The sequence below is a fragment of the Bacillus cereus genome, from assembly GCF_015071065.1.
Classification (GTDB): domain Bacteria; phylum Bacillota; class Bacilli; order Bacillales; family Bacillaceae_G; genus Bacillus_A; species Bacillus_A cereus_BA.
Genome location: NZ_VOVA01000001.1, coordinates 397,400 through 416,765 on the forward strand (window position 1 = coordinate 397,400; position 19,366 = coordinate 416,765).

The window sequence follows — 19,366 nt, forward strand, 5'->3', positions numbered from 1 at the left end:
TCCTATGTCTAAAGGCGGACTAAAGTCCAATATGGGCTTTCCCGTATCGCGAAATCTGTAACGTATAGGTGGGGATACCATTATGATTGTGATAGGCCGTTCTATTGTACACCCTTATATCACAAATGAATATGAGCCATTTGCAGCTGAAAAACAACAGATTTTATCCATAATGGCGGGAAATCAAGAAGTTTATTCCTTCCGAACAGCCGATGAACTCAGCTTTGATCTTAATTTACGAGTTAATATTATTACTTCCGCGCTAGAACTTTTTCAAAGTGGATTTCAGTTTCGTACGTTTCAACAATCTTTTTGCAACCCTCAGTTTTGGGAAAGAACATCACTTGGCGGATTTCAACTACTCCCAAACGTACCACCCTCTATTGCCATCCAAGATATTTTTAAAAACGGAAAACTATATGGAACTGAATGTGCCACCGCAATGATTATCATTTTTTACAAAGCATTACTATCATTATATGAGGAAAAAACTTTCAACCGTCTATTCGCAAACCTCTTACTTTATACATGGGACTACGATCGCGACTTAAAGCTCATAACAAAAACGAGTGGCGATATCGTTCCAGGTGACCTCGTTTACTTTAAAAACCCACAAGTTAATCCAGCTACGATTGAGTGGCAAGGAGAAAATACAATCTATCTAGGAAACTTCTTTTTTTACGGGCATGGCGTAGGCGTAAAAACGAAAGAGGAAATTATTTATTCATTAAATGAACGAAGGATTCCTTATGCTTTTATTTCAGCTTATTTAACCGATTTTATTACTCGTATTGATAGCCGTATGATGAGTCAATATGCCTCTCCTAACACGCCACAAACATCAATAGGATTTATTCCTATTAGAGATGATGCAATCGTTGCAACAGTCGGACATACAACTACAATCTATTAAAAAAACGCCTACATGTGTAGGCGTTTTTTCTTACTTATTAAGCTTTTGTATGTTCTTTATGGTCACATTCGCAATGAGATCCACATTTCCCATAAAGTACTGTTGATTTTTCATCTTCAAAATGTCCGATTGTTCCGTCGCAAACTTGGCATACGATTGTTCCCATTTTCATTTCCCCCTGAGTTTTAAGAATAATCTACTTATATATGATTAAGCTTTCGCATTGTCTCTACTAGCACAGTCACAATTGGAACCACATTTCCCATAAAGTACTGTCGTTTTCTCATCCTCAAAATGTCCGATTGTTCCTTCACAAACTTGACATACGATTGTTCCCATTTTTCATTTCCCCCTAAGTTTATGGTCCTAAAAACTTTTAGCTGTCAATTTCCTATCAATTATTGGGCTTTTGTATGTTCTGTGTGATCACATCCGCAAGATCCACATTTCCCGTAAAGTACCGTTACTTTCTCATCCTCAAAGTGTGCAATTGTACCTTCACAATCTTGACATACGATTGTTCCCATTTTTCATTTCCCCCTAAGTTTAGAATCCCAAAAACTTTTGTAACCGCTTAACTTTCTGTCTTTATTTTAATATGTTATACTTTTTACGTCAATAGGTTTTTAGTATAACACATTAAATATTTTAAAATTAAATTAGTATGCGATATTAACACAAAAAAACAGCCATATCTCATACATACGACTGTTTCTTGTTAATTATTCTTCATACTCCGCATGCAAAGAAGTAGACGGAACAAGAAATTTAAAAAACTGAGCTAACTCCTCCGCCTCCTCTTCCGATCCTAACTTAAAAGTTTCTTGTATATATGGAACATTTTCTACATCATCTCGCCCAAGCAAAGTAGATCTCCCTGTTTGCATACAAACAATAAGTGGCTTTCCAAAAAACATATTTGTATAAATAACTCCAAAATCATAACGTGTATCCTGCGTCATAAATCCTAAAAATCGTACCTTCACACTTTCATGCTCATCATACAATTTTTCAAACATCAGTTTCCACCTTTCTAAATAACACTTCCTACTCATTAATATATTAAACAAAAAAAGCAATACTCCTTTTAATTGTCAAAAAATTCAGTAGGATGTAGAATGATATTATTCTACTAAGCTAAGGGGGAATTTGTATGCAACACGCCTTTATCACACTTGTACCTAAATCCAATCAACAATCTGTTTCAATAGAGGATGTTAAACACCTTTTTCATAACTATAAAACCGTTACTTCCAAGACTGGTGATCAAATTAATTATGCTTATACAAATACAGCTTTTCCTTATGAAATATTAGATACATCAGCAACAACATTAAAACTCCAATCGAGTCACGATCGATATGATTCTATTTATGTTGGGATTGGAATAGAAAAGGAACAATCTTTCATTCAGGTTTCTTTACCTACTACAGCAACATTTGGTGATAAAGGAAAAGCAAATGAATTTAGCCGTTTTCTAGCGAAGAAATTAGAAGGAGAGTTGCAACTATTTAATGGAAGAACAATGTATTTCTATAAACGTTAATTTAAAAAATAGAGAATATGATTAAAAAAAGTATGCAATTTGAACACGTAAGGAATAATGCCTGCTTTCTTACGTGTAATACAAAACATGCAATCACATATGCCAAATAAAGAAATACGAAAAAGAGAATTACTTTATAATGAAACTTATCACCATTCGATAATGTTAATACAATGGAAAAACCACTCCATAATAGAAAATGATAAAATATAACATGTAATATTCTCATGGAACCTTCTCCTTTGACATGCTCTATTTTATTAATATATGGGATTAAGTTTGAATCAATTACATATTATATAACGGCATATATTCTAACCGTTCATTTAAAGTATTATATATTCATTCGACAAGTACATATAAAGACCTTGCAAGTCATTTTATGAAAATGAAAATAACCCATCTCTTTAAATAAGAGATGGGTTATTTTCATTACTCAAATTATTTTACAATGTGAATTGGCATTCCAAGAGCAACTTCAGCTGCTTCCATTGTGATTTCACCTAATGTTGGGTGAGCATGGATTGTTTGAGCGATATCTTCAGCTGTCATTCCAGCTTCAATAGCTAAACCAATCTCAGAGATAATATCAGAAGCACCTGTACCTGCAACTTGTGCACCTACAAGAAGACCATCTTCTTTACGTGTTACAAGTTGTAAGAAACCGTCAGTGCTGTTTAATGATAACGCACGACCGTTTGCAGCGAATGGGAACTTAGATACAGCTACTGTCATTCCTGCTTCTTCAGCTTGTTTCTTAGTGTAACCAACAGATGCTAATTCTGGATCAGTGAAGCATACTGCAGGAATTCCGATGTAATCGATTGCTGATGCATGGCCACTAATTACTTCAACAGCTACTTTACCTTCGTAAGAAGCTTTGTGAGCTAATGGTGGTCCAGGAACGATATCACCGATTGCATAGATGTTTGAAATATTTGTACGGCATTGCTCATCAATTTCGATGATGCCACGGTCAGTCATTTTAATTCCAACTTGCTCAAGACCGATTTCTTGAGTATTTGGACGACGACCTACAGTTACTAAAACGTAATCTGCTTCAACAGTTTTCACTTCACCGTTAACTTCGAAGCTAACTGTTACGCCGTTTTCTGTTTCTTCAACGCCTTTAGCCATAGCTTTTGTATGGATATTTACGTTACCTTTTTTCTGAAGCGCACGCTTAACAACAGAGCTCATTGCTTTTTCAAAACCAGCTAAGATTTCATCGCCAGCTTCTACTACAGTAACTTCTGTACCGAAGTTAGCATATGCAGTTCCTAATTCCATACCGATGTAACCGCCGCCGATTACAACAAGTTTTTTAGGAATTTCAGGTAAGCTTAATGCACCTGTAGAGTTGATAACACGTTTAGAGTATTTGAATCCAGGAATTTCGATTGGTGTAGAACCAGTTGCAAGAACAGCATTTTTAAACGTATAAGTTTGTGCTGCATCTTCAGTCATTACGCGTAATGTGTTAGCATCTACGAAGTAAGCTTCACCGCGAATGATTTCAACTTTGTTACCTTTAAGAAGGCCTTCAACACCGCCAGTTAATTTCTTAACTACGCCGTTTTTCCATTCTTGAACTTTTGTAAAGTCAACTTTTACGTTCTCTGCAGTGATACCCATGTCATCAGAATGCATTGCATTCTCATAACGATGACCTGCATTGATTAACGCTTTTGAAGGAATACATCCAACGTTTAAGCATACGCCACCAAGGTTAGCTTTTTCAATAATCGCTACCTTTTGACCTAATTGTGCTGCACGAATTGCCGCAACGTATCCACCAGGACCTGCACCAACAACGACTGTATCTAATTCAATTGGGAAATCTCCTACTACCATTGTTATTACGCCTCCATTACTAATAATTGTGGGTCATTCAATAGACGTTTAATTTGGTTTAATGCTTTTTGAGCAGTTGCTCCGTCAATTAAACGATGGTCAAAGCTTAGAGATAATGCTAATACTGGAGCTGCAACGATTTCACCGTTTTTCACAACTGGTTTCTCAGCGATACGGCCGATACCAAGGATTGCTACTTCTGGGTGATTGATAACTGGTGTGAACCATTGTCCACCTGCAGAACCAATGTTTGTAATTGTGCAAGAAGCACCTTTCATTTCAGTTGGAGCTAAACGACCGTCACGTGCTTTACCAGCAAGTTCATTGATCTCGTTAGAGATAGTAAAGATAGACTTACGATCTGTATCTTTAACAACTGGTACTAATAGACCTTTGTCTGTATCAGCTGCGATACCGATGTTGAAGTAATGTTTATGAACGATTTCTTGAGAAGCATCGTCTAAAGCAGTATTCAACATTGGGAATTCACGTAATGCAGATGTTAAAGCTTTTACAACGTATGGAAGGTAAGTTAATTTAATACCTTTGTCAGCTGCAACAGCTTTGAACTTCTTACGGTGAGCAACAAGTTCTGTTACATCTACTTCGTCCATTAATGTTACGTGAGGAGCTGTATGCTTAGAGTTAACCATTGCTTTCGCAATCGCTTTACGGATACCACTCATTTTCTCACGAGTTTCTGGATATTCACCAGCTGGGATTGGTTGTGCTTTTGGTGCTTCTTCTTTCGCTGCTGCTGGAGTAGCTTCTACTGCTGCTGGAGCCTCAGTTGCTGCTACAGTTTGTCCACCATTTGCAAATGCATCGATGTCAGTTTTCACAACACGGCCGTTCTTACCAGAACCAGCTACTTTATGAATATCTACACCTTTTTCACGAGCATATTTACGAACAGATGGCATAGCGATTACACGCTCATTTACTACTTCTGCAGTTGCTGCTGGAGTAGTTTCCGCTGCTGGAGCTTCTACTGCTGCTTCTTCAGCTTTTGGAGCTTCATCATGATCGTCACCTTTAAATTTAAGGTTTTCGTATCCAGGAGCATCAAATTTAATTAATGTATCTCCTACTATTGCAACTGTTCCTTCTTCTACAAGTACTTCAAGTACTTTACCTTTAACAGGAGAAGGGATTTCTACTACTGCTTTATCATTTTGCACTTCAAGAAGTACATCGTCTTCATTAACTTCATCGCCTGGTTTAATAAACCATTTTACGATTTCACCTTCGTGGATACCTTCACCGATATCTGGTAGTTTAAATTCAAATGCCACGGAATTCAGCCCCCTGATTCATTTCATTATTATGGAATATGTACAAAAGAAACCAGCATGTGCTGATTTCTTCTGCACATGAAAAACTAAAAATTAGAAGTTCATTACTTTGTTAACAGCTTCAACAATATCTTTATGGTTTGGTAACCATACGCTCTCAGCTTGAGAGAATGGGAATACTGTATCAGCAGCTGCAACACGAACAACTGGAGCTTCTAAGTTTAAGATTGCACGGTCGTTAATTTCCGCTACAACGTTAGCTGCAATACCAGCTTGTTTTTGAGCTTCTTGAACTACAACTACGCGACCTGTTTTTTCAACAGAAGCAATGATTGTTTCGATATCTAATGGTTGAACTGTACGTAAGTCAACAACCTCTAAAGAGATACCTTCTTTTTCAAGTTCTTCAGCAGCTTTTAATGCAGCATGAACCATAGCACCATAAGCGATAACAGATACATCTGTACCTTCACGTTTGATATCAGCTTTACCTAAATCAATTGTGTAATCGCCTTCTGGTACATCTTGACGGAATGAACGGTACAATTTCATATGCTCTAAGTAGATAACTGGATCGTTGTCACGAATCGCAGAGATTAAAAGACCTTTTGCATCGTATGGAGTAGATGGAATAACAACTTTTAGACCAGGTTGTTGAGCCACTAATCCTTCTAAGCTATCAGCATGTAGTTCTGGAGTATGAACGCCACCACCGAATGGAGAACGAATTGTTACTGGAGCAGTCCAACGTCCACCAGAACGGTAACGCATACGAGCTAATTGACCAGAAACTGAATCCATTACTTCATAAATGAAACCGAAGAATTGGATTTCTGGAACTGGACGGAAGCCTTCAAGTGCAAGTCCAACTGCAAGTCCACCAATACCAGACTCTGCAAGTGGAGTATCCATTACACGATCTTCACCGAATTCAGCTTGTAAACCTTCAGTAGCACGGAATACTCCGCCGTTTACACCAACGTCTTCACCAAACACAAGTACGTTAGGGTCATTTTTCATTTCAACGCGTAATGCATCAGTGATTGCTTGAATCATTGTCATTTGAGCCATGGCTTACTTCGACTCCTTTTCTTTGTAAATTTCATATTGTTCAGCTAAGTTGTAAGGCATTTTTTCGTACATGATTTCCATTAAATCAGTAACTTTTTGTTTTGGAGCTTGGTCAGCCTTAGCAATTGCTTGTTTGATATCTTCTTTTGCTTCTTCGATTACTTTCTCTTCAACTTCTTGAGACCATAGGCCTTTGTTTTCTAAGAATGCACGGAAGCGTACGATTGGATCTTTTTGTTCCCATTCGTTTTCGATATCTTTTGTACGGTAACGAGTTGGGTCATCACCAGCCATTGTATGTGGACCGTAACGGAATGTTAAAGTCTCGATTAAAGTAGGACCTTCGCCGTTTACTGCGCGCTCACGAGCGAAAGCAGTTGCTGCGTATACAGCTAATGGATCCATACCGTCTACTTGAATTCCGTAAATACCTGCTGCTACTGCTTTTTGTGCTACAGTTTTAGCTGCAGATTGCTTTTCTACTGGAGTAGAGATTGCATAACGGTTGTTTTGTACAACGAAGATTGCTGGAGCTTTGAATGCACCCGCAAAGTTCATACCTTCGTAGAAGTCACCTTGTGAAGCACCACCGTCACCAGTGTAAGTAATTGCAACAGATTTTTTACCACGTAGTTTCATACCTAACGCAACACCAGCAGTTTGGATGATTTGCGCACCGATAATGATTTGTGGAGCAAGTGCATTTACATTCTCAGGCATTTGGTTACCCATGAAATGTCCACGAGAGAATAAGAATGCTTGATATAATGGTAGACCGTGCCACACTAATTGTGGAACATCACGATATCCTGGTAAGATGAAATCTTCTGCTTCAAGTGCGAAATGACTTGCTAATTGAGAAGCCTCTTGTCCAGCAGTTGGTGCGTAGAAACCTAAACGTCCTTGACGGTTTAAAGAAATAGAACGTTGATCTAGTACGCGAGTATACACCATACGGCGCATTAATTCTTTTAATTGATCATCAGATAATTCAGGCATAGCTGCTTCATTCACAACTTCGCCTTTTTCATTTAAAATTTGTAATGTTTCAAATTGAGCTGCGATAGCTTTCATTTGCTCATCAACATTAAATAGGGTCTTTTTTGTTTTAGTACCCATTCCGTTCACCTCTTCCTCTCTTGAACCATATTCTGAAACGCTTTCACTATCTATTAACTAGACTGAAAGCGCAACAATGTAAACCAACAAATTTGTCTGTCGGTTGAGAATAATTTTGTGTACCTAACAATCTGTACTAATGTTTTTTCAAAAACATATTAATACAATCTTGATCACGTTTTTTAGTTTACAACTATTCTAATTACGATGTCAATTACTTTGAATACGTTTTTTTATAAATAATATGCAGGTTTCCTCTACACAAACGTGTTTTTATTTTTCACATCTGTATTAGTAAGCAATAACCTACTGTTATATTATTCCCTTTTTAACTTGTTTTTTCTCTTAGAATAATATGTAAACGATTTAATTCTCTTTAGTTTTTCTCTCTTCTCAAGAAAATTATACAAACACTTCTTCCTTTTATAGGTAAATACCTATACATTTCTGATCATTCCTCCATACATTATAGTAACCGCAGTATTAGCGGGAAATGATAAAGGAGGTCATCTCATGTACGGATACTCATATTGCTATCCAACAACTTGTTCATATCCTTCCTACGGTTATGGCGGTTCTTGTGGCGGATCTGGACGCGGCTTCGCCTTAATCGTTGTGTTGTTTATCCTTTTAATTATCGTTGGTGCTGCTTGCATTCGCTAATTAATGTAAAATGAAACAACTATGGAAAGAAACAGACGGCTTTGCCGTCTTTTCTTTTTATTAGAAGATTTGTTTCCAAGTAGCTCTTCCTTACTTGCCGATGACTTTTTTTATCTCCTTTGGTAGACTAAAGAAGAAAGGAGAGATTACATATGCTTACAATGAACGAGGTAATTCGTGAAGGAAATTCTATTTTGCGCGACGTCGCAGAAGAGGTCTCCTTACCTGCTAGCGAGGAAGATACAAATACCCTTAAAGAAATGATTGAATTTGTAATAAATAGCCAGGACCCTGAAATGGCTGAAAAATATAATTTACGCCCCGGAATCGGATTAGCGGCTCCGCAAATCGGTATTTCAAAGAAAATGATTGCGGTTCATGTAACTGATACGAACGGTACGTTATATAGCTACGCATTATTTAACCCAAAAATCATTAGTCATTCTGTTGAACGTACATATTTACAAAATGGTGAAGGCTGTCTATCTGTAGACCGTGAAGTATCTGGTTATGTCCCTCGTTACACAAGAATTACAGTAAAGGCAACAGCGATTAACGGTGAAGACGTAAAACTGCGATTAAAAGGTTTACCAGCAATTGTATTCCAACATGAAATCGACCATTTAAACGGTGTTATGTTCTATGACCATATTAATAAAGACAATCCATTTGTGGCTCCCGATGATTCAAAACCTCTAGAGCGATAATAATAAAGTGAAACTTTAATCAGAGGGGGTTTTGTCCATCCCCTCTGATTATTAGCCCTCACCAATCGGGCTTTTACGGGCAGTCACTCTCCCGCCTAACTTCCTCGCATGTGCCGAATTTTGAGATGGGAGTCTTACTGCCCGCAAATAGCGGAAAAAGGCGAAAGTTAACCTTCCGCCTTTTTATTATATGAAATGGGTTCCACACTTACTTATAACAAGCCAGCCCACTTTAATCCGTGATAAATACCGTCTTCATTAACATCTTTTGTCACATAATTAGCAAGTTTTTTCAAATCCTCATGACCATTCCCCATCACAATGCCTGTTCCTACTGCTTCAATCATTTCTAAATCATTTAATCCGTCCCCAAATGCATATACTTGTTCACGATTAAATCCTATTTTCTCAATAAACTTCTCAATCCCTTTTGCCTTAGAACCACCATTAGGAATAATATCCATTGAATATGCATGCCAGCGTATAAAATGAAAATCTGGATAATGATGAATAAACTTTTCTTCTTCGTTTACTTCACAAAAAAGAAGCGTTTGATAAATATCGCGTTTCTCGTAAAAATCAGGTTCATATGCCGGATGCTCGAATTGTAAGCTTCCAAAACCTTCTTTTACATAATCATGATATTCCACTGACGCTCTCATTTCTTGATGGTCAAGATATACAAGTGGATATCTTTCTTGTTTTGCAAACTGAGTAAACTTATGTAGAGCAGCTGGGTGTAACGGATTATTAAATATTACCTCATCTTCAAATACAACGTACTGTCCGTTAAAACTAACATAATTATGTATATTGAGTTCCTCACGAATATCTTCAAACATAAATGGCGCACGCCCTGTCGCAATCGCTACATGCACACCTTTTTCTTGTAAATCTCTTACTGCATCTCTTGTAGATTGCGGAATTTTTTTATCATGATCTAATAATGTTCCATCAATATCAAAAAAGACAATTTTATCATTCATTTGTCAAAATCCTTTCTGGCACTCTATATTCCTATCTTGATTATCACTTTTCAAATTTCAAAAAAAAGTATAACATATTAAACATCTGTGAAGAAAGCGTTCACTTTCTGACCTTATTTATGAAATGTGCATATACTATTAGTAAAAAAATGTGGATACTTGTTCGGATGAATTTTCTTTTCTATTCTTCCTCATACTATATCTATAACTAACGGCTACTAATCGTTACTACAGGATAACTTACACTATACTAAAAAGAACAAGATTCACTATGTACTTCTAATCTTCTTTCTTGTACGGGAGACGGAGTTATCATTAGTAATATGCATGTTTAAAATAAGGAAAGGAAGGAGTAATCATGCTGAAGAAGCTGAAGAAAAAGCTCAAGCGTTATTTAAACGATTTAGTCCATAAGAAGACAATCGCTTAAATTGTGCCCATTTCGGGCTTTTTCTTCATTCTCATTCGAAAAAACATGAAAATCGTGACTGTTTGCTTTATAATAAGTAACAGATAATGCAAAACATAGACAAGGAGAGGTTTTCCCAATGATTTTTAAAGTATTTTATCAAGAAAAATTAACTGAGGTCCCAGTACGTGAAAATACAAAAGTTTTATATTTAGAGGCTACGTCTCAAAAGGATGTTCGTAAAAAATTACAGAAGTTCGCATATAATATCGAGTTCGTTCAGTCTGTTACTGGTGCTCATCTTGAATATGAAAAACAAAACGCTGATTTAATATTAGCGGAGATCGTATAGTCATATGAAATTCCTAAAAAATGATCAAGTTGCCGTTTTTGCTCTCGGTGGTCTTGGTGAAATCGGTAAAAATACATATGCTGTTCAATTTCAAGATGAAATTATTATAATTGACGCTGGAATTAAATTTCCAGAAGACGAACTCCTCGGGATCGATTATGTAATACCAGATTACACTTATTTTGTGCGAAACGAAGATAAAATTAAAGGATTATTCATTACACATGGTCACGAAGATCATATCGGTGGAATTCCTTATCTATTACGTCAAGTAAACATTCCAATTTACGGTGGAAAATTAGCAATTGCCCTAATAAAAAACAAATTAGAAGAGCACGGATTACTTCGTAAAGCAAAACTTTATGAAATTCAAGAAGATGATGTTATTAAATTTAAAAAGACATCTGTTTCCTTCTTCCGTACAACTCACAGTATTCCGGATTCATACGGAGTTGTTGTGAAAACACCTCAAGGACAAGTCGTTCATACAGGTGATTTCAAATTTGATTTCACACCAGTAGGTGAGCCAGCAGATTTAACAAAAATGGCCGAAATCGGAAAAGACGGTGTACTTTGTCTCTTATCTGATAGTACAAACAGTGAAGTGCCAAACTTTACGATGTCTGAGCGCCGCGTTGGTGATAGTATTCAAGATATATTCCGCAAAGTAGACGGTCGTATTATATTCGCAACCTTTGCATCGAATATCCATCGTTTACAACAAGTCGTTGAGGCTGCTGTTGAAAACAATCGTAAAGTAGCTGTATTCGGTCGCAGTATGGAGGCAACTATTGAAATCGGACAAAACCTTGGTTATATCCGGTGTCCAAAGGATACATTCATAGATACATCTCAGCTAAACCGCCTACCAGCTAATAAAGTTGTTATTTTATGTACAGGTAGTCAAGGGGAGCCAATGGCAGCACTTTCACGTATTGCCAATGGTACACATCGTCAAATTCAAATTATCCCTGGCGATACAGTTGTTTTCTCTTCTTCACCAATCCCAGGCAATACAATTAGTGTAAGCCGTACAATTAACATGTTGTATCGTGCTGGTGCTGATGTAATCCATGGTAAACTCTCAAATATTCATACGAGTGGACACGGTGGACAAGAAGAGCAAAAACTAATGCTACGTCTAATTAAACCGAAGTATTTCATGCCAATTCATGGTGAGTATCGTATGCAACGTATGCATATGAAATTAGCGAATGATTGTGGTATTCCAGAAGAAAACTGTTTCACCATGGATAATGGAGATGTTCTTGCTTTACGTTCAGATGAAGCAAGCATAGCTGGGAAAATCCCATCTGGCTCTGTCTATATCGATGGAAATGGTATTGGAGATATCGGTAATATCGTATTACGTGATCGTCGCATTCTTTCTGAAGAAGGACTTGTTATTGTAGTTGTAAGCATTGATATGAAAGAATTTAAAGTTGCAGCAGGACCTGATATCATCTCGCGTGGTTTCGTTTATATGCGTGAAAGCAGCGATTTAATCAACGATGCTCAAGCATTAATTACAATACATTTAGAAAAAGTAATGGAGCGAAAAACAACACAATGGTCTGAAATTAAAAATGAGATTACAGACACATTAGCACCATTCCTATACGAAAAAACGAAACGTCGTCCAATGATTTTACCAATCATTATGGAAATATAAGAAAAAGGACAATGCCTCCTCGGCATTGTCCTTTTTCTTATATTAAAAAACGCTTAAAACGATCTACTTCATCGTCATGACCAATTACAATTAATATATCTCCCGCCTGAATGTTTTCTGTAGCTCGAGGAGATACGATAACTTCTTTCCCACGTTTAATTGCTACAATGTTCAAACCAAACTTCGCACGAATATCTAATTCAATTAATGAGTGCCCATCAATTTTTTTATTTGCGATAATCTCTACAATACTATGCTCATCTGAAAGCTCTAGGTAATCTAACACATTACTTGATGCGATATTATTAGCAATCCTTTTTCCCATATCTCGTTCTGGATGCACAATATGATCTGCCCCTATTTTACTTAACACTTTTTCATGATAGTCATTTTGAGCTTTCACAGTAATATTTTTCACACCTAATTCTTTCAAAATTAACGTTGTTAAAATACTTGAATTCAAATTATCTCCAATAGCAACGACTACATGATCAAAATTACGAATACCAAGACTTTTTAATACCATCTCATCTGTTGAATCTGCAATTACAGCATGCGAAGCTATATTTGCAAACTCATTAATTTTATCCTCATCTGAATCAATTGCCATTACTTCCATACCTAATTGAGCTAATTCACGGCAAATACTTCCACCAAAACGGCCAAGCCCAATAACAGCAAATTCTTTCTCTTTTTCGCCCACAGGAATTCCTCCAATAACATCAAGTACTATGTACTTTTATTGTAACATACTTTAGATTTGCTACAAAAACCCGTATATAATTCTTATTTTTGTTTTTGCATATAAAAATACTGTTGTAAATAAAATGCGATACCGAAAATTAACATACCAAATACAAATATATTTCCAAATGAACTAAATGTTTCAAAAACGAACAATAGCGTTTCTTGTCCGAAAAAAGCAAATAAAAGTTGTGTAAATGCGAATAACAGTGCCCATATGTAATGATGTTGATAGAATAAATAATGTGTTGCGCCTAAAAAAGCTACAAGCGAAACAATGAAGATCCACCAAGTTTCTAAAAACAGTTGCCAATTAGTAAATTGATATCCATTTACTAATATCGCAATAATTCCTATAACTGCCATCGTCGGTACACTCCATAATAATGCACGCCCTCTAAAGAAGCGCGCACCTTTTGCATCTCCTTTTTCATTTGCAATGTATGTTAGCACAACAGTACTTATATACAAAACAGAGAGGATTGTTAAAACAATGATAAGCCAAAAATGTAATTGATAATATTCATGTTCTATATTCGTCACGATTGCAGCTAACATACATGGAATAAACATCCCTGTCCAACCATCTATTTTTCTTTCGTTCCAAAACACCGTATTACCAATCCGAATTCCTAATAGCATAAAAATAATGATACCTAGTACAAATAATGTAGTCTTATTCCCTACTAAACTCGTTGAGAAAGCAATTAATCCAATAAATAAAAAAAGAACAAATCCATTCATAATTTCTAGTACAGGTGACAAGTATCTTTTCACCCATTTGTATGTTTCTTCATATTCACTATTATTTGCTAAACGATAGGCGTAAAAACTTATCCCAAAATAAACCGCCGCAATAATAACATATGCATATAAGACGAAACATAAAATCGCACTGCTAATTTGCACGTAATTCCCCACCCTTTTTTCTATGTATCACATTGATTTTACACACTTTTCATACTAAAAGTAAACATATATAGGATAGTTAAATAATTATCTTCCCTATTAGCAATAATTAATAATGAGCAGTGGCTAAAAACCCCCTGCTCATTATTAAGACGTCAAATTTAACTTTACTCATTTGTATGAAGATGTCTAACACTAACAAATACGAAAGATGTTTTCATCTCTGAACTAAGAAGTCCCCACTCTAAACTATTGCACAATTAGCGAGTAAGTTCACTTTCTATTTCCCTTCCACTTCACATATTGATTTAAAAATACAATCGCTTTCTCAATAACCTCTTCGTCTGGTTTTAATTTCGCATGATGTAAACCATATTCTGAATTTACTCCAAGCCAAAACATAAATCCAGGTATCTCTCGAAGCATATAACCAAAGTCTTCACCTGTCATTGCCTCCGTACATGTAATTACGTCCATATTCGTTTGTTCACGTGTAAATTGCATAAACTCTCTCGTTAACTCTTCATGGTTATACACTTGATGATACATCGCTCCGTAGTCAATAACAGCTTCACATTGAAAAGAAGCTTCTATTCCAGCAACAATTGCCTCAATTCGGCTTTTAACACGTTTCATTGATTCCACTGATAGCGTTCGAATTGTTCCTTCTAAACGAGACTTTTCTGCGATAATGTTTTGAACTGTACCACCTGTAATTTTCCCAATTGTAATTACCGCACTGTCAAGAGGGTTCACATTACGACTAATAACTGATTGAAGTTGTGTAACGAGATGACTCGCTGCAACAATCATATCATTTGCTGTATGCGGATATGCAGCATGTCCACCTTTTCCTTTTAAATCAACGTATAACTCTGATGTATTCGCAAATAATAAACCTTCTTTTGTAGCAATTGTTCCCACAGAGTATTCAGGCGCAATATGAAGTCCAAGAATCATATTAGGCTTCCATTCTTTTAACTCATCGCTTTCTAACATAGGAAGTGCACCACCTGGACCTTCTTCAGCTGGTTGGAATATAAACACAAGATCATCATCTATTCTTTCGCTTACAGCCGCTGTTAGAAGTCCTAAACCGATTGTTGTATGCAAATCATGTCCACATGCATGCATCATTCCTTCATGGACAGAAGAGAATTCATATCCCGTTTCCTCTGTAATTGGTAGACCGTCTATATCTGCACGATAACCTATTATTTTTTCTGGATTTTTTCCATTTACTTTAACAATTACACCTGTTTTCCATGTTTTCACTTCCAAATATTCATTAGGAAGCGTTCCTATATAATCTAAAATATATTGTTGTGTTTTCCACTCTTTAAATCCGATTTCCGGAATTTTATGTAAATCTCTTCGAACTTGGACAAATTTGCTTACTGTCATTTTTGCACCTCTATCTATAAAAAGCGTAAGAGCACATTCATGCTCTTACGCTTTTTGTTTTTTATTTCTCTGGGTTTAATTGACGAAGCTCTTGTTTAATTTCAGTTTTTGCTTTTGTCTTCTCATCAATTTCTTTAATTACACGTGCCGGAGTTCCCGCAACAACTGTATACGGAGGCACATCTTCTGTTACAACTGCTCCTGCTGCTACAACTGCACCTTTACCTACTGTAACGCCTTCTAGAACAACTACATTTGCACCAATTACAACATCATCTTCAACGATAACTGGTTTTGCAGAAGGTGGCTCAATAACACCTGCAAGTACAGCACCTGCACCTACGTGACAGTTCTTACCAACTGTTGCACGTCCACCAAGCACTGCGTTCATGTCGATCATAGTACCTTCACCAATTACAGCACCGATGTTAATTGTTGCATTCATCATGATAACAGCGTTGTCACCAATTTCTACATGGTCACGAATAATCGCGCCTGGCTCAATACGAGCTTTAATACCTTTTAAATCAAGCATTGGAATTGCAGAATTACGACGGTCGTTCTCAACTACATAGTCAACAATGTGCGTGTTATTTTCATCAAGAATTGTCTTAATTTCAGACCATTCTCCGAATAATACACCCGATTTTTTATTTACAAATGCTTGTACTGTTTCAGGGAATGTTACTTCTTTTAAATCCCCTTTTATGTATACCTTTACAGGAGTTTTCTTTTCACTGTTTTGAATAAACGAAATAATTTCGTTAGCGTCCATCATTTTCATTCTTGTTGCCTCCTAAATCCATTTATAATGTTACTCTACCAAACGATAGAGCGAGTAGCAAGACAATAATCTTATTTTTCCATTTGAATTTCTTCTATAATTTTTAAAAATGCTTGCACTTGCTTCAACTGCCTTGCCGAGTCACTCGTCAATAACCATGTTTCTCTCGTTAATTGAACAGGTGTTTTATACATATTCTCCTGCACTTCTTTTAAAACAGTCGAAGGTAAAAGAGCATAACCTATTCCATTTAAAACAAGCTGTTTGCACGTTTCAATTTGGTCAACTACAATCGTTCGCTTAGGTGGATTTGAAAATAATCCATACCACCAATTTTGTATTTGTCCATAGTAGGTCGAATCACTTTTAAATTGAATAAATGGTCTATTTGTCTCTTTTAACATCGAAATATCTTTTATTTCTTTATCAACTAAGTATAATTCATCTTCAAATAATTGTTGCTTCTGACCTTTGTATTCTTGTGATCCTCTCAGTATAGCAACATGAACGTCTCCTTCATAAAATTGCTTTTGCACTTCACTACTCCAGCCAGTAAACAGAGATATCTTCACAGAAGGATACTTATGCACAAATTTTTTCAAAACAGGAGGAAGCCAATATTGCCCAATGACTGATGCAACAGCTATTTTTAACGTACCGTATGTTTCCGTTCTAAAAAGAGCCAGTTCACTTTTAATATCCTCTTCCCGTTGTAACATTTCTTTTGCATAATTTGCAACTTTTTCCCCTTCAGATGTAATTGTTAATCCTTTTTGTGAACGAATAAAAAATTTCATTCCCCATTGTTTCTCCATAGATTGTAATCGTTGACTAAGCGCAGGTTGGGAAACAAATAAACGTTCCGCCGCTTTTCTCATATTTGATTCCTGAGCTAACACAACCATCATTTGAAAATCATCAATTTGCAACTTTCTCCCTCTTTCCTTAGCTTCCATACACCTAATTTTAATAAGCATTTCATCCTTAATTTAATTGAATACTTTTATACATTAGAACGGTTTGTTAGTTCAAACTTTTCTTATGTTTTATGTCTTTTTAAATATAATACATACACAACTGATATGCACGAAAAAAAGTGACTTCGCCTTTTCTGTGAAGTCACTTTCCCTACGTTATCGATTATGCTGTCTCACTTTTTTATTCAACAATTTTAAAATAGCCCGACGTGTTAAAATACCCTCGAAGTAACCTTCTTCACTGACAGCGCAAATAAAAGGATGATCAATTGTCATTTCTAAAGCTTTTGCAAAAGAATCTTCTAACATAAGAACTGGAATCTCTTCCTTCATCACTTGTTCCACTTTCATATTCTCAAGTCTTTCAAACTCAATACGCTCTAATCCTAAAATGCCATCTAAAATCATAGCAGTACTAATTAACCCATGTAATTTATACATAGGGTCTAAAACAGGAATCGCCGAATATCCAGATTTCACAAGAACGAGTAAAGCATGTTCTAAACCATTCCCTATTTGGACATGTGCTACTTTTTCTGATGAAATCATTAAATCCTTCACAAGAATTTGTTGAAACTCATCTTTCGGAATACTAATCATGTTACATCCCCCATTTCCCCTACTTATATTCTCCAATCCTATTCACATTTTATGATAGCGTTTTCATATTATTATTTTGTCCTAACATTCTTCTAATAAAAATAAAGATACACAGCTATTTTAGCATATAACATAAAAAAAAGACTACCATTCCGGTAGCGCTTAATACCCTTTATTTTTTAATCGATAAAACAATCTTGTGATTTTTTTATATTGCGTCACATCTGTCTGTTTTAAACCATTCTCAATGTCTGTAAGCTCCACCGCTAAAATTTCGCTCGCGTAATTTTGCTGAAACAGAATATCCAACAATAAATTTTCTTCTTCTCTTGTTAAAACAAATTCCTTTTCCATATGCTCCTCTCCTTGCACTCTCATTATATAAAATTTTCAGCTTTTTTAGCAGATGCAATATTCAGTTTTTGTTAAAAATACTTAACGACTGCAAATATATAGACATCATTTCACATTATTTCGTATATCTGTTCGCATAACTAAATGCCGCATAAGCATCTGGTTTAATTTTTGCTGTTAATCCCATTGCTTGAATTTTCATCGTCATATCTAAAATAAATTCTTTTGTTAAACCATCATTCCCGATATCTAAATGAATTTCCATTATGAATCCTGCTCCATCTTGAGCGTATGGGTGCAATAAATCCCATATTGCTTGTATATGATTGGGAGTAAATAGATAGGCGATTTCTTGACTAAACTGTGTTTCTAAATATATTTTCTCTCGCAACGTTGCTGGCTTATTTTTCACTGATTTATGATGCAAACATCCCCATGCTCCTTTTCCAACCCGATGAATATGTATCGCTGTGATAAACCTCGTATCCTTTTGATGCGCTTGTGAGTCTGTCCCAATAGATAATCGATATAAATTTCGTGGATCCTTTTCAATGAAACTACAAATACGGTTAAATACCATATCAAAATTCAAATGTCTCTCTGAAACATTATAAAATGTATGCTCACCGTCCACATAGTCACGTCCTTTCAATTAGACAGACTTTTCGTATTCTCATTGTATGGGACAAAAACAAAAATTATAACTTACTACCCTTTATTCGTTTCAATATTTCGAATTACATAATTACAAAACTTACATGTATAAATTACATTTTGATTAGACTGGGCGGTTAATACGTGATGAATTTCAGCATGACTGTGACAATTAGGACAAATAACAATCGGTAAGCGTTCCATTCTTCGCACCTCCTATTAATATTTACTATCATTGTAGGAAAAATGAAAAATTCCTATACATATACATTTGTAAAAACTCTTTTATTTAATCGCGACTTAAATTACAACTTCTACTACCTATATAGCCCATGAATTAATATAACTAAAAA

25 protein-coding genes are annotated in these 19,366 nt (G+C 35.9%); 6 read left to right on the forward strand and 19 right to left on the reverse strand.

Features of this window, described 5'->3' with window-relative positions; all coding sequences use genetic code 11:
* Nucleotides 1-82: 82 nt before the first annotated feature.
* Entirely contained in the window at nt 83-913 is an 831-nt protein-coding gene (locus FT637_RS01955) for a protein-glutamine gamma-glutamyltransferase (protein WP_193644924.1), read from the forward strand.
* Nucleotides 914-950: 37 nt separating this feature from the next.
* Here FT637_RS01955 and FT637_RS01960 read toward each other — a convergent pair whose 3' ends face one another.
* The 4 genes from FT637_RS01960 to FT637_RS01975 all read right to left on the reverse strand — a co-directional run bounded on the left by FT637_RS01960 (nt 951) and on the right by FT637_RS01975 (nt 1,932).
* A complete protein-coding gene (locus FT637_RS01960; protein ID WP_193644925.1) occupies nt 951-1,079 on the reverse strand; it encodes a GapA-binding peptide SR1P in 129 nt (42 codons plus the stop codon).
* Between the two features lie 44 nt (nt 1,080-1,123).
* A complete protein-coding gene (locus tag FT637_RS01965; protein ID WP_002033839.1) occupies nt 1,124-1,252 on the reverse strand; it encodes a GapA-binding peptide SR1P in 129 nt (42 codons plus the stop codon).
* 59 nt (nt 1,253-1,311) lie between these two features.
* Entirely contained in the window at nt 1,312-1,440 is a 129-nt protein-coding gene (locus tag FT637_RS01970) for a GapA-binding peptide SR1P (RefSeq protein WP_000536778.1), read from the reverse strand.
* Between the two features lie 195 nt (nt 1,441-1,635).
* Nucleotides 1,636-1,932, reverse strand: coding sequence for a DUF3055 domain-containing protein (locus tag FT637_RS01975; RefSeq protein ID WP_193644926.1), 297 nt, complete (start codon nt 1,930-1,932; stop codon nt 1,636-1,638).
* 134 nt (nt 1,933-2,066) lie between these two features.
* On the opposite strand from FT637_RS01975, the gene FT637_RS01980 reads away from it, so the two are divergent.
* Nucleotides 2,067-2,459: a DUF1885 family protein gene (locus tag FT637_RS01980; RefSeq protein ID WP_002014853.1), complete on the forward strand. Its 393-nt coding sequence runs from the start codon at nt 2,067-2,069 to the stop codon at nt 2,457-2,459.
* Between the two features lies 1 nt (nt 2,460).
* Here FT637_RS01980 and FT637_RS01985 read toward each other — a convergent pair whose 3' ends face one another.
* The 5 genes from FT637_RS01985 to pdhA form a co-directional block, all read right to left on the reverse strand.
* Complete coding sequence (locus FT637_RS01985) at nt 2,461-2,688, reverse strand: hypothetical protein (RefSeq protein WP_002088334.1); 228 nt, start codon at nt 2,686-2,688, stop codon at nt 2,461-2,463.
* Nucleotides 2,689-2,900: 212 nt separating this feature from the next.
* Nucleotides 2,901-4,313, reverse strand: coding sequence for a dihydrolipoyl dehydrogenase (lpdA, locus tag FT637_RS01990; protein WP_193644927.1), 1,413 nt, complete (start codon nt 4,311-4,313; stop codon nt 2,901-2,903).
* Between the two features lie 5 nt (nt 4,314-4,318).
* On the reverse strand, nt 4,319-5,608 hold the full coding sequence (gene pdhC / locus FT637_RS01995) for a pyruvate dehydrogenase complex dihydrolipoyllysine-residue acetyltransferase (protein ID WP_002128881.1): 1,290 nt from the start codon (nt 5,606-5,608) through the stop codon (nt 4,319-4,321).
* Between the two features lie 93 nt (nt 5,609-5,701).
* On the reverse strand, nt 5,702-6,679 hold the full coding sequence (gene pdhB / locus FT637_RS02000) for a pyruvate dehydrogenase complex E1 component subunit beta (RefSeq protein ID WP_000068162.1): 978 nt from the start codon (nt 6,677-6,679) through the stop codon (nt 5,702-5,704).
* A gap of 3 nt (nt 6,680-6,682) precedes the next feature.
* Nucleotides 6,683-7,798 (reverse strand): pyruvate dehydrogenase E1 component subunit alpha, encoded by a 1,116-nt coding sequence (gene pdhA, locus FT637_RS02005; protein ID WP_000536893.1) that lies wholly within the window; start codon nt 7,796-7,798, stop codon nt 6,683-6,685.
* A 513-nt stretch (nt 7,799-8,311) separates the two neighbouring features.
* Between pdhA and FT637_RS02010 the strand changes: the two genes are divergently transcribed.
* Nucleotides 8,312-8,461 (forward strand): YjcZ family sporulation protein, encoded by a 150-nt coding sequence (locus FT637_RS02010; RefSeq protein ID WP_000274565.1) that lies wholly within the window; start codon nt 8,312-8,314, stop codon nt 8,459-8,461.
* 152 nt (nt 8,462-8,613) lie between these two features.
* Nucleotides 8,614-9,168 carry a peptide deformylase gene (gene def / locus FT637_RS02015; protein WP_193644928.1) on the forward strand — a complete coding sequence of 185 codons (555 nt, stop codon included), beginning with the start codon at nt 8,614-8,616 and terminating at the stop codon, nt 9,166-9,168.
* Nucleotides 9,169-9,380: 212 nt separating this feature from the next.
* On the opposite strand, the gene FT637_RS02020 is transcribed toward def, so the two are convergent.
* Complete coding sequence (locus FT637_RS02020) at nt 9,381-10,154, reverse strand: Cof-type HAD-IIB family hydrolase (RefSeq protein WP_193644929.1); 774 nt, start codon at nt 10,152-10,154, stop codon at nt 9,381-9,383.
* A 548-nt stretch (nt 10,155-10,702) separates the two neighbouring features.
* Here FT637_RS02020 and FT637_RS02025 point away from each other — a divergent pair.
* Together FT637_RS02025 and rnjA are read left to right on the forward strand one after the other, a co-directional pair.
* Nucleotides 10,703-10,915 (forward strand): DNA-dependent RNA polymerase subunit epsilon, encoded by a 213-nt coding sequence (locus FT637_RS02025; RefSeq protein ID WP_000576437.1) that lies wholly within the window; start codon nt 10,703-10,705, stop codon nt 10,913-10,915.
* Between the two features lie 4 nt (nt 10,916-10,919).
* Nucleotides 10,920-12,587 (forward strand): ribonuclease J1, encoded by a 1,668-nt coding sequence (gene rnjA, locus FT637_RS02030; protein WP_193644930.1) that lies wholly within the window; start codon nt 10,920-10,922, stop codon nt 12,585-12,587.
* A 37-nt stretch (nt 12,588-12,624) separates the two neighbouring features.
* On the opposite strand, the gene FT637_RS02035 is transcribed toward rnjA, so the two are convergent.
* The 9 genes from FT637_RS02035 to FT637_RS02075 form a co-directional block, all read right to left on the reverse strand.
* Entirely contained in the window at nt 12,625-13,290 is a 666-nt protein-coding gene (locus tag FT637_RS02035) for a potassium channel family protein (protein ID WP_193644931.1), read from the reverse strand.
* An 83-nt stretch (nt 13,291-13,373) separates the two neighbouring features.
* Complete coding sequence (locus FT637_RS02040) at nt 13,374-14,240, reverse strand: cytochrome C oxidase assembly protein (RefSeq protein WP_193644932.1); 867 nt, start codon at nt 14,238-14,240, stop codon at nt 13,374-13,376.
* 273 nt (nt 14,241-14,513) lie between these two features.
* On the reverse strand, nt 14,514-15,644 hold the full coding sequence (locus tag FT637_RS02045) for an N-acetyldiaminopimelate deacetylase (protein ID WP_193644933.1): 1,131 nt from the start codon (nt 15,642-15,644) through the stop codon (nt 14,514-14,516).
* Nucleotides 15,645-15,705: 61 nt separating this feature from the next.
* Entirely contained in the window at nt 15,706-16,428 is a 723-nt protein-coding gene (gene dapD / locus FT637_RS02050; protein WP_105584700.1) for a 2,3,4,5-tetrahydropyridine-2,6-dicarboxylate N-acetyltransferase, read from the reverse strand.
* A gap of 71 nt (nt 16,429-16,499) precedes the next feature.
* Nucleotides 16,500-17,384: a LysR family transcriptional regulator gene (locus FT637_RS02055; protein WP_193644934.1), complete on the reverse strand. Its 885-nt coding sequence runs from the start codon at nt 17,382-17,384 to the stop codon at nt 16,500-16,502.
* A 177-nt stretch (nt 17,385-17,561) separates the two neighbouring features.
* The gene (cbpB, locus tag FT637_RS02060; protein WP_193644935.1) at nt 17,562-18,005 is read right to left on the reverse strand and encodes a cyclic-di-AMP-binding protein CbpB; all 444 of its coding nucleotides are present in this window, start codon (nt 18,003-18,005) and stop codon (nt 17,562-17,564) included.
* A 162-nt stretch (nt 18,006-18,167) separates the two neighbouring features.
* Entirely contained in the window at nt 18,168-18,359 is a 192-nt protein-coding gene (gene abbA, locus FT637_RS02065; RefSeq protein ID WP_002145987.1) for an antirepressor AbbA, read from the reverse strand.
* 115 nt (nt 18,360-18,474) lie between these two features.
* Nucleotides 18,475-18,993, reverse strand: a complete 519-nt coding sequence (locus tag FT637_RS02070) for a ribonuclease H-like YkuK family protein (RefSeq protein WP_002033829.1) — start codon at nt 18,991-18,993, stop codon at nt 18,475-18,477.
* A 74-nt stretch (nt 18,994-19,067) separates the two neighbouring features.
* Nucleotides 19,068-19,217 carry a hypothetical protein gene (locus FT637_RS02075; protein WP_193644936.1) on the reverse strand — a complete coding sequence of 50 codons (150 nt, stop codon included), beginning with the start codon at nt 19,215-19,217 and terminating at the stop codon, nt 19,068-19,070.
* Nucleotides 19,218-19,366: the final 149 nt, after the last annotated feature.